Genomic DNA, 14932 nt, shown 5'->3' with positions numbered 1-14932 from the left:
GGTGTAAATTATTGAAATTCGTGTTGAAAAAAATTAAACTAAACCGTAATTTCTAATAGTGTTGCTGTTCCTTTTATTACAAAAGTAGTCAGTACAGCCGGAAGTAAAATCGTATCACCGGTTTGATACGTATATTTTTCATCGTTCAAAAACAACTCAAAACTACCCTCTGTGCACATGAATACCATAAATGAATCATCGTTTTTTTCAATCAACAATTCACCATTTAGCGGAATAATATTGGTTTTAAAGAATGGGCAATCTACTAGTGAAGTGCTTTTGTTTTCAGTTGACTTGTATTCTTTTTTAGCAAAAGTTGTTTTATAATTGATTGCATCCAAAGCCAATTCTGTATGCAATTCGCGTTCGTTTCCATTAGCATCTACCCTATCCCAATCAAAAATTCGATACGTAATATCGCTGGTTTGTTGAATTTCGGCAATCACGATTCCGGCTCCAATAGCATGAATGGTTCCGGTTTCTAAAAAGAAAACATCTCCTTTTTTGACAGGAACTTCATTCAATAGTGAAATAAGCTTTTTATTTTCAATATGATGCAAATATTCCTCTCGAGAAGTATCTTCTTTAAAACCAACAATCAAACGGGCATTTTCATCCGCTTGCATGACATACCACATTTCAGTTTTACCAAACGAATTATGACGTGCTTTAGCCAATTCATCATTCGGATGCAACTGAATTGATAAATCCTCACGAGCATCCAAATATTTAAAGAGTAATGGAAACTGCTTTCCAAATCGAGCATAAACCGTTTTGCCAAGCATTTCTACCGGATACAAATCAATCAATTCATTTAAACTTTTTCCAAGGAAAATTCCATGATTTACTATACTAACATCGTTAGAAACCGTTGAAATTTCCCAACTTTCCCCAGTAATTTCAGAAGAAATTGGTTTATTCAAATAGGTTTTTAATTTGGTTCCACCCCAAATGCGTTCTTTTAGAATGGGTTCAAATTGAAAAGGATATAAATTCATTTGTATTATTTTGATGCAAAAGTAAACTTAATTAAATTGTAATGTCTTTTTATTCCTTGAATTGCAATTGTGATTCGTTAAAATACTTCAATATATAGACTAATGGAAAGATTATTTTTTCTTCAGCATTTCTAAAGCTTTTGTAATATGTGCTTTGGCCGTTACACTATCAAATATCATTTTTATAATTCCTTGCTCATTGATAACATAAGTTGATCTTCCGGGTAATAACCCAAAAAAATCATTTGGAACTCCAAAAAGATTTCTAATTTTTTTATTCGTATCAGAAAGCAAAATAAAAGGCAAATTAAATTTCTTTTTAAAACTCAAGTGAGACGCAGTGCTGTCAGAGCTTACACCTATAACTTCTGCCCCAAGTTCTTTAAAATCTTGATAACTATCCCTAAAACCACATGCTTGTGCGGTACATCCGGGTGTGTCATCTTTTGGATAAAAATACAGTACTATCCATTGTTTGCCAAGGTAATCCTGACTTTTAAACTCGTTGCCGTTTGTATCAACGGAAATGAAATTTGGTACTTTATCCCCTACTTTTAAAGCCATCTTAATTTCCTTTATAGGTGACAAAATTTCGTGGAGTTTCGTATAAAACCACCTCCAAATCAAGAGCATTTTTAATGTGCTTTCGCAACTTTTGCCAAATTACCACGGCAATATTTTCAGCCGTTGGATTCAAATCGGCAAAATCCGGAACATCCAAATTGAGATTTTTATGGTCAAACGCATTTTCAATGTGTTCCTTGATTAAATCGGACAGAATTTTTACATCCATCACAAAACCGGTTTCTTGATCAATTTCGCCGGTTACACTTACGATCAATTCATAATTGTGGCCGTGATAGTTGGGATTGTTGCATTTTCCAAAAACCAAATCGTTTTTTTCCATGGACCAGTCCTTTCTATACAATCGGTGAGCGGCATTAAAGTGTGCTTTTCTGGAAACGGTTACTTTCATGGTAAATGGGTTAATGGTGATGGGTAATTGGCTATAATTTATGTTCTTCAAGGAAATGATAAAACTCGTCAAAAATGATTTTAAACCAAACGGTGTAATTTTCCGATTGGGTTTGAATATCGTCTCTAATGGCTTCTATACTCATCCATTTCCAACTTTCTACCTCATCAAGATTGATGTTTGGTTTATTATTATAATAACCAATCATCACATGATCCAATTCATGTTCGGTTAAACCGTTGTCAAAAGGAGCTTTGTAGATAAAATGAAACAGTTCTTTCAATTCGGTTGAAAAACCCATTTCTTCCTGCAATCTTCGGGTTCCGGCTTGAATATTGGTCTCGCCTTCCCGCTGGTGGCTGCAACAGGTATTGGTCCACAATAATGGTGAATGGTATTTGTGATGAGCCCGTTGTTGCAACATCACTTCATTTTTATCATTCAAAATAAAGACGGAAAAAGCACGATGAAGCACAGCTTTTTCATGAGCTTCGAGTTTTTCCATTAACCCAATTTGCTCGTCGTTTTCGTTTACTAAAATTACTTTTTCTTCTGTCATAGCTGTTTTATAGCTCATCAAAGGTAAGAAAAAGTTCTTTTTTATTTTGATTTATATGGATTTGTGAAAAGTTTAACGGGTGTTGAATGCCCTAAAAAATTATATTTAAAAATAAAATAGAAACAGACAAAAACCCAATAAAATCAATATATAATTATATTTATAAATAGCTATAAGTATAAATAAAAAGAAAGTTATAGCTAAATATAAAATTATAAATAGCTATAAATAATAAATTTTATATATTTGTAGCTAGTTATAAAGTGTTAAAACATGATAATTGGAAGGGAAAGAGAAGTTGAGATACTTCAAAAAAAATTCACATCTGAAAAATCAGAATTTGTTGCTGTTTACGGAAGAAGAAGAGTCGGTAAAACCTTCTTAATTCGATCTTATTTTGAAAACAAATTCACTTTACAATTAACCGGATTAGCGAATGCCAACTTACAAGAGCAGTTAATCAATTTTCAAATTGCTATACAAGAGCAACATCCTTTTATAGCAGGCCAAAATGTTACTTCATGGATGGAAGCTTTTTTGCAAATAAAACAATGCATTGAACATTCTAAACAAAAGAAAAAAATAATTTTTATTGATGAATTGCCTTGGTTTGATACGCCAAAATCAAATTTTATAGCTGCTTTAGAACACTTTTGGAACAGTTGGGCATCAGCCAGAAAAGATATACTTTTAATTGTTTGTGGTTCGGCCGCTTCATGGATGATAAACAAACTCATCAACAACAAGAAAGGACTACACAATCGTGTGACACAACGCATCAAAATTGACCCTTTTACATTGAATGAATGCCAACAATTTGTACAAAAAAGAAAAATAAACTTATCTCAATACCAATTAATCCAACTTTATATGGTTTTAGGTGGAATTCCTTTTTATTGGGAAGCCATTGAAAAAGGCAAAAGTGCGGCTCAAATTATTGATGATTTATGTTTTTCAAAAAACGGTTTACTTCAAAATGAATTTGAAAAATTATATCAATCCTTATTTACAAAAGCTGAACGTCATGAATTAATTATTGAAGCTTTAGCTAAAAAAGGTCGAGGACTTACGAGAGAAGAACTCATTGAAGCTACAAAAATGAACAATGGAGGCACATTTACCACTTTATTAAACGAGTTAGAAGTTAGTGGCTTTTTACGAAAATATGTCCCTTTTGGTAAAAAATCAAGAAACAGTTTATACCAATTAACTGATTTTTTCTCTTTGTTTTATTTAAGATTCATGAAAAACATACAGCCATCAAACGAACAACAATGGCTAAAAATAATTGACAATCCGAAATACAGAGCTTGGAGTGGTTATGCATTTGAACAAGTTTGCCTTACTCATGTTTATCAAATTAAAAAGGCATTGGGAATAAACGGAATTGAATCGCATAATTATGCTTGGAAAAGCAAAGAATCTGATCAAGGAGCACAAATTGACCTCGTTATCGATAGAAGAGATGATGTTGTGACCGTTTGTGAAATGAAATTTTCCATCCATCCGTTTACGATTGATAAAAAATACGATGCTGAACTCCGCAATAAAATTGGAGTTTTTAAATATGAAACTAAAACCAGAAAAGCAGTTTATTTAACGCTCATTACCACTTTTGGTCTGACAGAAAATATGTATTCCGGAAACATTCAAAACGACCTAAATATGGCTGTATTATTCGAATAATACAATTTATAAATAGCTATAAGCATATTTAAATATAAGTTATAGCTAATTATAAACTCATACTTTCCTTTATTTTTAGGGCACATTTCTCTCCATCAATGGCAGCAGAAACAATTCCGCCAGCAAACCCTGCTCCTTCTCCACACGGATACAATCCTTTGATTTGAAGATGCTCTAGGGTTTGAGCATCACGTGGAATTCGAACCGGTGAAGATGTTCTGCTTTCGGGTGCGTGCAAAATGGCTTCATTGGTTAAATAACCTTTCATCGATTTGCCGAATTGTTGAAAACCTTCACGCATAATTTGAGTAAGAAATCCCGGAAAAACCTGACCCAGTTCCACCGATGTCGTTCCCGGTACATAAGATGTTTTTGGAATGGAAGCGGAAACTTTATTTTGCGTAAAATCAATCATTCGTTGAGCAGGAACTTTTTGCGTCTCTCCTGCCAAATGCCATGCTTTTTGTTCAATGGCTTTTTGAAATTCCATTCCGGCAAGAGGACCGAATTTAGCAAAAGGTTTAAAATCTTCTAGTTTCAATTCTACGACAATACCTGAATTGGCAGTGGCTTGATCTCTTTTGGAAGGCGACCAACCGTTCGTTACCACTTCACCCGGACTCGTGGCACACGGTGCAATCACTCCTCCCGGACACATACAAAACGAATACATGCCTCGACCGTTCACTTGCTTCACGATAGAATACGGAGCCGGTGGCAAATATTCTCCTCTAAAATCGCAACTGTACTGTATCGAATCAATTAATTCTTGTGGATGTTCTGCACGAACGCCTAACGCAAAAGGTTTGGCTTCGATGAGGATTTTTTTTCTATCTAATAATTCAAAAATATCACGAGCTGAATGTCCGGTTGCTAAAATGACTTTATTAGCGGAAATTGTTTCACCTTTTTGGGTTACAATTCCTTGAATTTCATTGTTTTTAATGACAAAATCGGTTACTCTGGTTTCAAACAAAACTTGTCCGCCACATTCGATGATTTTTTCACGAATATCTTGAATAATTTGAGGTAACTTATTGGTTCCTATATGCGGATGAGCTTCGACTAGAATATCCGGAGAAGCTCCAAATCCGACTAATAATTGTAAAATTCTATCCACATCACCACGTTTTTTGGAACGCGTGTACAATTTTCCATCGGAATAAGTTCCTGCTCCGCCTTCGCCAAAACAGTAATTAGAATCTTCGTTTACGATATGATCACGATTTATTGCCTTTAAATCACGACGACGACCACGAACATTTTTTCCCCGTTCGATAACAATAGGTTTTAAACCTAGTTCAATGAGCTGAAGAGCAGCGAAAAGTCCCGCAGGTCCGGCACCAATAACGATTACTTCTTTTTGATTGGAAACATTTGGGTAATTGGGCAATTCAATTTTTTGTTCAGTAAAAGATTCTCCTTGAAAGAAAATCATCAATTTCAAATTGATTTTGATTGCTTTTTGACGAGCATCAATCGAACGTTTAAGAATAGAAATATGCTGCACTTCTGATACTGAAGTCCGAATCATTTTTGCCACATGATCTTTGAGTAAAAAATCATTGGCAGCAACTTCGGGTGACACTTGAATAAGTAGTTCTTTGGGCATATAGAAATTATTAAGGGAAAAGTTTATAGATATCTTCTCGCTTTACAAATCTAGCAAATTGAATTATTTTTCCATCATAATAAAACCCCAAACGGTATTTTCCGATTCGTAAACGATAAGCTTCTGAGTGACCTTTCAATTTTTTTACTTGAAGTATATCTTCTAAACTGTGTGCATTTTTAAAACTAGAAATCTGATGAACTATTTCGTTTTTAACCTTCGCATCATTTAATTTCTGAATATCTTTTAAAAATTGTTTCAAATAAACAACTTCCATTATTGTAGTGCTTTAAAAATTTCATCCTCAGAAACAACATCTTCACGATCTGCTTCTTGCATCAATAACAACAATCCTAAATCTTCTTTCTCTTCATCTGACAATTTAGAAAAGCGTTCAAGCTCTTTATTTTTAATATATGTTTGAATAGCTTTCTCCATTAATGCTTTTACACTTATATCTTCAAAAACAGAAATAAATTTTAATTTAGTTAAAGTTTTTTGGTCTAAATCAATAAGCTTTCTCATGTTATATTTTTTTTTACAAATATATACAATATATACCAAACACAAAATTATTCTTTTTCCTCAAATGCTTTCAACACAAACGAAGCCAACCAATGCTCGCCTTCATAATTTCCATCTACTATAGAAGGAAGTGAAAAAGTAAGGTGTTTTTCTGCCAATGGTTTTAGATGAGAAAAGTGTTTTGGATACAATTTAATTATATGATAAAAATTCCAAGCACGACTAAAATTTAATCCGTCTAAATGCACCAAATGACCATCTGTTCTGTCGGAAACTCGGGCAACTTCCCAAGTGAAATCTTTCTTAAAAATGTTGTTATTAAACTTTTTTAACCAAGATAAAAATTCTTTTTCGGATAAAATTCTACTCATTATTCCGATTTCTTCCATGCATGGCGAAAGAAAATCGGTGCCGCTGGGCTCCCAATTTAACGGACAATTTTCATCTGATAAAAATAATCGTTTAGCATTTTCGATTATCAAATTTTGAAAATTATAATTGTTTGAATAAACCGCATAATCCCAAGCAAATGTGAGTCCGAATGCTGTGTTATTGTGCGTTCCTGCTCGAACAGGATAAAGCAACTTTGGAAGAAAATCATGATAACGTTGAACAATCAAATCAGACAATGGTTTGAGATTCTGTGCTAATTCTTTGGCAAAAGGTTCTTGACTAATTTCTAATTCTAATTGCAATTTTAATAACCAATTCCAACCATAGGTTCGTTCAAACGATTTTTCGTGATTTTTAGAAAAATAGGCAACTTCAACTTGAATGTTTTCTTTCGACAAATTGGTTTTTAACTTTTGAATAATTTCATTTTTATTAGCCAAATCAGGAAAATGATTTAGCAAATACATCAAGCTCCAATGACCATGCACAGACGAATGCCAATCGAAACAACCATAAAAAGCAGGATGCAATTGTGCGGGTGATTGAATTTCGGTAGCATTCAACAGCAATTGATTTAATTTATTTGGATATTCTTGTTGCAAACACTTTAGCGGAAGTGTAGCTAAATGATTGGCTTGTTGTAAAGAAAGTTGTTGAGCAATTATTCCATTAGAAAATAAAAGTAAGCCAAAGAAGAAGTTTTTCATAAAATGAATTTATTTTTGCACTAAAAAAATGTCAAGAAAGATAAAATTAATTTGGGATTTTAGAGGTCCGGCTTCGGCAAAAACGGCAGAACATCATGAAATTCATTTAAAAGAATTCATCATTGCAGAAAATCTTCCTTTAAACATTACCGGTTTTGAAGTATACAACGAAATGCAAGCCATTGCTTTTATGGTGGTAACCGATGAAAACATGATTGCTGTTCGCGATGCTTTGAAACCTCATCGAGGGGAATTGTACGAATAGTTCTCAGTCGCAGTTCACAGTCGCAGTTCACAGATTACTGTGACTGAAAACTGCGACTGAATACTAATTCGCCACTTCACTAATAAATTTAATTCGCATTAAACGAAGTTCTTCAATATCATAATCGCCATCAAATTCTTTTAGAGCATCTTCAATTTTATCAGTTTCGGAATCCATAAAATACTCATGAATTTCCTCTTGTTGATCATCATCTAAAATTTCATCTATCCAATACTTAATATTCAATTTAGTGCCGGAATAGACAATTTGTTCCATTTCTTTCAGAAGGGTATCCATCGTAAATCCTTTTGCTTTGGCTATATCTTCAAGCGAAAGTTTTCTATCAATATTTTGAATGATATACAATTTATTAGCAGAATTTGCTCCGGTAGATTTTACTACTAAATCATCAGGTCTAATGATATCGTTTTCTTCGACATATCGAGCAATCAATTCAATAAAAGGTTTACCATACTTCTTAGCTTTTCCTTCACCAACCCCATGCACATTACTTAATTCATCGAGAGAAATTGGATATTTCAAGGCCATATCTTCCAATGAAGGATCTTGAAAAACCACAAACGGAGGAACTCCTATTTTTTTAGCTTCTTTTTTACGTAAATCTTTGAGCATCGCCATCAATGCTTCATCTGCCGTTCCTGATGATTTTGAAGCCGTGATGATTGCTTCATCTTCTTCTTCACTGTATTCATGATCTTCTGTAACCGTGAATGAAGTTGGATTTTTTAAATATGCAATTCCTTCATCAGCAATTTTCAATATACCATACGTCTCAATATCTTTTTTCAACAATCCGGCCACTAAAACTTGGCGTATTAAAGCCATCCAGTAACGTTCATCTTTATCGCTACCGCATCCAAAAAAATCTTGCGTATCGGTACGATGAGCTTTGATAACTGCATTAATTTTACCCATTAAGGTAAATACGATTTCTTTTGACTTATATAAATGTTTAGTATCGCGAACTACTTCAAGTAGTTTTACAACATTATCTTTGGCTTCTGATTTTGGTTTAGGATTTCGAACATTATCATCCATATCGCCGCCTTCACCGGTTTCATTATCAAATTCTTCCCCAAAATAATGCAATAAAAATTTACGTCGGGACATAGAAGTTTCTGCATAAGCCACTACTTCTTGTAACAATGCAAAACCAATTTCTTGTTCTGCCACCGGCTTTCCGGACATAAATTTCTCTAATTTTTCTACATCTTTATAGGAATAATACGCCAAACAATGACCTTCTCCTCCATCTCTTCCGGCACGACCAGTTTCTTGATAATAACTTTCAAGTGATTTTGGAATATCATGATGAATTACAAAACGAACGTCCGGTTTATCAATTCCCATTCCGAAAGCAATTGTTGCCACAACGACCTCAACATCTTCCATTAAGAACATATCCTGGTGTTTAGCACGTGTTTTAGCATCTAAACCGGCATGATAAGGAACAGCACTAATACCGTTTACTTGAAGAACTTGTGAAATTTCTTCTACTTTTTTACGACTTAAACAGTAAATAATACCTGATTTCCCTTTGTTTTGTTTGATAAACTTAATGATATCCGTTTCAACATTTTTAGTTTTCGGACGTACTTCATAAAACAAATTCGGGCGATTGAAAGATGCTTTAAATGTTTTAGCATCTGACATATCCAGATTTTTTAAAATATCTTCTTGCACTTTAGGTGTAGCCGTTGCGGTTAAACCAATCACAGGAACATTACCTAAATGTTTGATGATATTTTTTAAATTTCGATATTCCGGACGAAAATCATGCCCCCATTCAGAGATACAGTGGGCTTCATCAATAGCAATAAAAGAAATAGAAACTGATTTGAGAAAATCGACATATTCTTCTTTTGCGAGTGATTCAGGAGCCACATATAGCAACTTTGTAATTCCGGAAGTAATATCTTTTTTTACTTGATTAATTTCTGTTTTAGTAAGTGATGAATTCAATACATGAGCAATTCCCTCCTCTGAGGAAACACTTCTGATAGCATCAACTTGATTTTTCATTAAAGCAATTAAAGGAGATACTACGATTGCCGTTCCATCTTGAATTAAAGCAGGGAGTTGGTAGCACATTGATTTTCCACCCCCGGTCGGCATGATTACAAAAGTATTTTCTTTGTTTAAAATACTGGTAATAACCTTTTCTTGGAGACCTTTGAACTGATCAAAGCCAAAATACTTTTTTAATTCCTTATGAATATCAATTTCGTTGGGATTCATTCTTATGTATGGGTATTTTATTTTAAATTTGCATCCATAAAGATACAACTTTCTTTTATTCGTACAAATTTAAATTTATTCTGTTTTGATAAACAACGAAAAAATTTTATCCATCGCCAGAGAAACCATTATAACAGAGAGCAAAGCCATCACACAAATGGCTGATTTGTTAACCGATGATTTTGCAAAATGTGTTCAATTGATTCATCAATCAAAAGGTCGATTAGTGGTTACCGGTATTGGGAAAAGTGCCATAATTGCTCAGAAAATCGTTGCCACGTTAAATTCTACCGGAACTCCATCTTTGTTTCTGCATGCTTCAGAGGCAGTTCATGGTGATTTAGGAATGGTTCAACCAGACGATATTGTTATTTGTATTTCTAAGAGCGGAAACAGTCCGGAAATTAAAATTCTAGTCCCAATTTTAAATCGGTTTGGTAATACGTTAATTGCTATGACCGGAAATTTAACTTCCTTTTTAGCTAAAAACGCTCAATTTGTTTTAGATACAACGGTTGAAAAAGAAGCTTGTCCGAATAATTTAGCCCCAACAAACAGCACTACAGCACAATTAGTAATGGGAGATTGTTTAGCGGTTTGTTTAATGGAATTAAAAGATTTCAAAAGTGAAGATTTTGCCAAATACCATCCTGGTGGTGCATTAGGCAAAAAATTATTACTTCGCGTAAAAGACATGTTGGATGAAACAAAAAAGCCAAGTGTTTCTCCAGAAAGCAACATTCAGTCTGTCATTTTTGAAATTTCAGAAAAGCGACTGGGTGTGACTGCTGTTGTTGAAGATGAAAAAATTATTGGAATTATTACCGATGGTGATATTAGAAGAATGTTGAGTAAAACAGAAACTATTACCGGAATTACCGCCAAAGATATTATGACTAAAAACCCTAAAATGGTTGAACCTAATAGCATGGTGGTTGAAGCTTTAAATATAATGGAAGACTTTTCTATTACGCAATTAATTGTTTCTGAAAACAACCATTATAAAGGAGTAATTCATTTACATGACATTTTAAAAGAAGGCATTGTATAATGGCAAAAAGCAATTTAAAAGAAATGTCATTTTTAGACCATCTGGAGGAACTGAGATGGTTATTAGTAAGAAGTACAATCGTGATACTGGTTTTGGCTACCGGATCTTTTTTTGTTAGCGATTTTATTTTTGACCACATCCTTTTTGGACCGAAAAGTCCGGATTTTATTACTTATCGTTTTTTTTGTGATATAACTCAATTTTTTGGATTTCAAGATTCATCTATTTGTGATGTAAAAATGCCATTCATTATTCAAAACACGGATATGGGCGGTCAGATATCCTTTTTAATTTGGACCTGTATTACAACCGGATTCATTATTGGTTTCCCGTTTATTTTATGGGAAGTTTGGAAATTTATCAGTCCGGCGTTGTATGAAAATGAAAAAAAATACGCCAAGTTATTTATTTTCGTTTCTTCATTGCTTTTCTTTATAGGTGTTTTATTTGGTTATTACATTATAACACCATTATCGGTTTACTTTTTTGGTTCCTTTAGTGCAAGTACTGAAATTGTAAATGAATTTAATTTAGATTCCTACACCGGAATGATAAAAACTTCAGTTATTGCCAGTGGTTTGTTATTTGAATTGCCGATAATCGTATATTTCTTAAGTAAATTAGGATTGATAACGCCAACATTTATGCGTAAATATCGAAAAATTGCGTTGATAATTGTGTTGATTTTATCTGCCATTATTACTCCTCCGGATGTAATTAGCCAAGTAATCGTTTCTATTCCGATTATGATTTTATATGAAATGAGCATTTTTATTAGTGCATTTGTGACCAAAAAACAAGAAGTAAAAAAATAACTCGCTATGTCAAATTTAGTACAAGAATTTAATGATTACCGTTCAAAAATGAACGAAAAACTGTTGGCTGATAACAATTTGGTCATCAAACGTATTTTTAATTTAGATACAAATGCCTACTCAGAAGGTGCTTTAGATGTAAAAACAAAAGAACTTTTAGGATTAGTTGCTTCTACTGTTTTAAGATGTGATGATTGTATAAAATATCATTTAGAAACCAGTTACAAACACGGCATAACCAGAGAAGAAATGATGGAAGCTATGGGAATTGCCACTTTGGTTGGCGGTACCATTGTAATTCCGCATTTACGAAGAGCGTATGAGTTTTGGGAAGCTTTAGAGAAATAATGTGTCAATTGGGCAATGAGCTAATGTTTCAATTGGGATAGTGCTAAATAAGTTGTTTTTAAGAAAGTATCTAAATTTCATTGACAAATTAAAGAATCACCAAATTGACAAATTGCCGAATTGGCAAATTGGCAAATTGGCAAATTGACACATTCCCAAATGTTAATCAAAAAATAATAAAATTTGAACTGAAAATAAAATTTCTATTTTTACACACTATTTTCTCATCTGTCACATTGACAAATCGACAAATTGACAAATTAAACTATGAAATTAAGAGCCGATAATATCGTTAAAACCTACAAAGGCAGAAGTGTTGTAAAAGGTGTTTCTGTAGAAGTAAATCAAGGAGAAATTGTAGGATTACTTGGTCCAAACGGAGCAGGTAAAACCACTTCTTTTTACATGATTGTTGGTTTAGTAAAACCAAATAGTGGTAAGATATATTTGGATGATATGGAAATTACCGATTTTCCTATGTACAAAAGAGCTCAAAACGGAATTGGTTATTTGGCTCAAGAAGCTTCTGTATTCAGAAAATTAAGTATTGAGGATAATATTTTAAGTGTTTTGCAATTGACAAAACTTTCTAAAGAAGAGCAAATTGCCAAAATGGAAAGTTTAATTGAAGAATTTAGTTTAGAACATATTAGAACCAATCGTGGTGATTTACTTTCAGGAGGAGAAAGACGTAGAACTGAAATAGCTCGAGCACTCGCAACCGACCCAAAATTTATATTGTTAGACGAACCATTTGCCGGAGTTGACCCCGTTGCAGTGGAAGACATTCAACGCATTGTGGCTCAATTGAAAAATAAAAACATTGGTATCTTAATCACCGACCACAATGTACAAGAAACCTTAGCTATTACAGATAAAACCTATTTAATGTTTGAAGGGGGTATCTTAAAAGCCGGTATTCCGGAAGAACTGGCCGAAGACGAAATGGTAAGAAAGGTATATTTAGGTCAAAACTTCGAATTAAGAAAAAAGAAATTAGAGTTTTAATTTTTACTTGATAAGCATATACTTCAACATTTTTGGGGTTCCGTTATAAATATTTAAATCTACATTTCCTTTGATACCGGGAACGGAGCCTTTTTCGGTGAACTGCCAAAACGTCCAATGAGGTTTGCATTCTTCTACAAAAAAATTGTAATTGGCAATCCAAAAAGTATATCCTTTAAATTCTTCTTCCAGAAAATCATTAAAATATTTTTCTCCGGAATAGATAATTGGTTTTATTTTGTAGTGTTCTTCTACTTTTTTTAACCAACGTTTTAACCCAACTTTCAAGCTGTCCATAGATTGCACTTTGGGTAAATTTTCAATATCTAAAACAGGCGGGAAATCTCCTTTCTTTAAGCGAACATGTTTGATAAAATTCTCCGCTTGTTGAATAGAATTTTCATTCGGACGATAATAATGATACGCTCCACAAATGAAATTTGCTGCTTTGGCATTTTTCCAATTTTCAAGAAAACGAGAATCAAATTTGTCTTTTCCGGCAGTTGCTCGTATAAAAACAAAATGCAATTGAAACGTATCTTCTACTATTTTTGCTTTTTCCCATTCAATTTGTCCTTGGTATTGTGAAACATCCAACCCAAAAACCATGTTTTCATGCCGTTTTAACACTTGAAAAATTCTAGCTTCTTCTACTTTTGTAGCTTTAGAATTTTCAATTTTATGTTTAGAACGAAAACTAAAATAATAAGCCAATGCATCCCGATAATGATAAGATGCTAAACCAATTGTAACAAGTAGTAAAAAAGAAATTAAAATAACAATCGCTTTACCTTTAAAAAAAGGTTTATGCTTTGTTGTTCTTCTTCTAGTTGAAGGTTTTCTTTTAGTTTGTTTTGCCATAGTGTGAGAAAAGCAAAACGTTTATGCTGCTATTTTATTTTGAATAACCGATAATGCTACATAACATAAAATGATGATTGGCAGAGCAATTATTTTTAAGAAAATCAGCAATAAAACCGTAATAATCAGAAAAATGATTTGAAACTTACTGTTTTGCCATGAAAAGTTTTTCATTTTGAGAGAAAACAAAGGAATTTCAGCATTCATCATATAAACACTCAACAAAGAAACGACTATTAAAAAATAGGTATTGGTTAAAAGTTTTGTTATAAATAAAACATCAGTAGTTTCAATTATAACGGGTAAACTTAGAATAAATAATGCATTTGCAGGAGTTGGCAATCCTATAAAAGAATCACTTTGACGGGTATCAATGTTAAATTTAGCCAATCGGAAACAGGCTCCTAAAGTGATGAAAAATCCAATTAAAGGGATAATGTGATTTAGTGGAAATAAATCGTCAAGCGTAGAAAGTCCTTGATTTTGATATTTAAAAATTAACTTAAACATTACAAAACCAGGCACAAATCCACTGGTTACCATATCAGCTAATGAATCTAACTGAACACCAAGTGGACTTTGAACTTTGAACATTCTGGCAAAAAATCCATCAAAAAAATCAAAAAATATTCCCAAACAAACAAAGAAAAAAGCCATAAAAAATTGGTCTCTTGCAACAAAAACTACGGCAATACAACCAGATAATAAATTAAGTAAAGTGATAAAATTGGGAATATTTGCTTTAATTTTCATAATTATTCTTTGAAAACAAAATTAATACAATAACTCGTAAACTAATACGTTTCTTAAATGATATTTTATAGCTTTTTAAAAGTTATGATATATTTAAAGAAAACATAAGAGCAAAC

Annotated in this window: 17 protein-coding genes; 6 read left to right on the top strand and 11 right to left on the bottom strand. The window is 32.9% G+C overall.

The genetic code is table 11. From position 1 onward, the window contains the following. Positions 1-38 precede the first annotated feature (38 nt). From H601_RS0106020 to idi, 4 genes are all read right to left on the bottom strand, one after another. Positions 39-1004 (bottom strand): type I phosphomannose isomerase catalytic subunit, encoded by a 966-nt coding sequence (locus H601_RS0106020; RefSeq protein WP_026710667.1) that lies wholly within the window; start codon positions 1002-1004, stop codon positions 39-41. Between the two features lie 105 nt (positions 1005-1109). Further along, positions 1110-1562, bottom strand: coding sequence for a peroxiredoxin (locus H601_RS0106015; RefSeq protein ID WP_026710666.1), 453 nt, complete (start codon positions 1560-1562; stop codon positions 1110-1112). A 1-nt stretch (position 1563) separates the two neighbouring features. Continuing rightward, on the bottom strand, positions 1564-1974 hold the full coding sequence (locus tag H601_RS0106010) for a 6-pyruvoyl trahydropterin synthase family protein (protein ID WP_026710665.1): 411 nt from the start codon (positions 1972-1974) through the stop codon (positions 1564-1566). 31 nt (positions 1975-2005) lie between these two features. Then, positions 2006-2533 carry an isopentenyl-diphosphate Delta-isomerase gene (idi, locus tag H601_RS0106005; RefSeq protein WP_026710664.1) on the bottom strand — a complete coding sequence of 176 codons (528 nt, stop codon included), beginning with the start codon at positions 2531-2533 and terminating at the stop codon, positions 2006-2008. Positions 2534-2806: 273 nt separating this feature from the next. On the opposite strand from idi, the gene H601_RS0106000 reads away from it, so the two are divergent. Beyond that, positions 2807-4219: an AAA family ATPase gene (locus H601_RS0106000; RefSeq protein WP_026710663.1), complete on the top strand. Its 1413-nt coding sequence runs from the start codon at positions 2807-2809 to the stop codon at positions 4217-4219. 49 nt (positions 4220-4268) lie between these two features. On the opposite strand, the gene H601_RS0105995 is transcribed toward H601_RS0106000, so the two are convergent. The 4 genes from H601_RS0105995 to H601_RS0105980 are packed head-to-tail and all read right to left on the bottom strand — an operon-like array spanning position 4269 to position 7456. Continuing rightward, the gene (locus tag H601_RS0105995) at positions 4269-5831 is read right to left on the bottom strand and encodes an NAD(P)/FAD-dependent oxidoreductase (RefSeq protein WP_026710662.1); all 1563 of its coding nucleotides are present in this window, start codon (positions 5829-5831) and stop codon (positions 4269-4271) included. Positions 5832-5841: 10 nt separating this feature from the next. Beyond that, positions 5842-6108: a type II toxin-antitoxin system RelE family toxin gene (locus tag H601_RS0105990; protein ID WP_026710661.1), complete on the bottom strand. Its 267-nt coding sequence runs from the start codon at positions 6106-6108 to the stop codon at positions 5842-5844. Next, entirely contained in the window at positions 6108-6356 is a 249-nt protein-coding gene (locus H601_RS0105985; protein ID WP_026710660.1) for a hypothetical protein, read from the bottom strand. Before H601_RS0105985 ends, H601_RS0105990 begins: the two co-directional genes overlap by 1 nt. A 47-nt stretch (positions 6357-6403) precedes the next feature. Then, positions 6404-7456, bottom strand: coding sequence for a DUF2891 domain-containing protein (locus tag H601_RS0105980; protein WP_026710659.1), 1053 nt, complete (start codon positions 7454-7456; stop codon positions 6404-6406). 28 nt (positions 7457-7484) lie between these two features. Here H601_RS0105980 and H601_RS0105975 point away from each other — a divergent pair, with 28 nt between their 5' ends. After that, complete coding sequence (locus H601_RS0105975; RefSeq protein WP_026710658.1) at positions 7485-7721, top strand: hypothetical protein; 237 nt, start codon at positions 7485-7487, stop codon at positions 7719-7721. 63 nt (positions 7722-7784) lie between these two features. Here H601_RS0105975 and recQ read toward each other — a convergent pair whose 3' ends face one another. After that, on the bottom strand, positions 7785-9980 hold the full coding sequence (gene recQ / locus H601_RS0105970) for a DNA helicase RecQ (protein WP_026710657.1): 2196 nt from the start codon (positions 9978-9980) through the stop codon (positions 7785-7787). 85 nt (positions 9981-10065) lie between these two features. Here recQ and H601_RS0105965 point away from each other — a divergent pair, with 85 nt between their 5' ends. The 4 genes from H601_RS0105965 to lptB all read left to right on the top strand — a co-directional run bounded on the left by H601_RS0105965 (position 10066) and on the right by lptB (position 13202). Then, the gene (locus H601_RS0105965; protein ID WP_026710656.1) at positions 10066-11031 is read left to right on the top strand and encodes a KpsF/GutQ family sugar-phosphate isomerase; all 966 of its coding nucleotides are present in this window, start codon (positions 10066-10068) and stop codon (positions 11029-11031) included. Then, the gene (tatC, locus tag H601_RS0105960) at positions 11031-11846 is read left to right on the top strand and encodes a twin-arginine translocase subunit TatC (protein WP_026710655.1); all 816 of its coding nucleotides are present in this window, start codon (positions 11031-11033) and stop codon (positions 11844-11846) included. The genes H601_RS0105965 and tatC overlap by 1 nt, the downstream gene beginning before the upstream one ends. A gap of 6 nt (positions 11847-11852) precedes the next feature. Continuing rightward, the gene (locus tag H601_RS0105955) at positions 11853-12194 is read left to right on the top strand and encodes a carboxymuconolactone decarboxylase family protein (protein ID WP_026710654.1); all 342 of its coding nucleotides are present in this window, start codon (positions 11853-11855) and stop codon (positions 12192-12194) included. Positions 12195-12461: 267 nt separating this feature from the next. Continuing rightward, positions 12462-13202 carry an LPS export ABC transporter ATP-binding protein gene (gene lptB / locus H601_RS0105950; protein WP_026710653.1) on the top strand — a complete coding sequence of 247 codons (741 nt, stop codon included), beginning with the start codon at positions 12462-12464 and terminating at the stop codon, positions 13200-13202. Between the two features lie 3 nt (positions 13203-13205). On the opposite strand, the gene H601_RS0105945 is transcribed toward lptB, so the two are convergent. Both H601_RS0105945 and H601_RS0105940 read right to left on the bottom strand, forming a co-directional pair. Then, positions 13206-14063: a glycoside hydrolase family 25 protein gene (locus tag H601_RS0105945; RefSeq protein ID WP_026710652.1), complete on the bottom strand. Its 858-nt coding sequence runs from the start codon at positions 14061-14063 to the stop codon at positions 13206-13208. Between the two features lie 21 nt (positions 14064-14084). After that, positions 14085-14816 (bottom strand): CDP-alcohol phosphatidyltransferase family protein, encoded by a 732-nt coding sequence (locus H601_RS0105940; RefSeq protein ID WP_026710651.1) that lies wholly within the window; start codon positions 14814-14816, stop codon positions 14085-14087. Positions 14817-14932 lie beyond the last annotated feature (116 nt).

This window comes from Flavobacterium filum DSM 17961 (assembly GCF_000425465.1).
GTDB lineage: Bacteria > Bacteroidota > Bacteroidia > Flavobacteriales > Flavobacteriaceae > Flavobacterium > Flavobacterium filum.
This window is presented reverse-complemented; position numbering and strand designations above follow the sequence as displayed.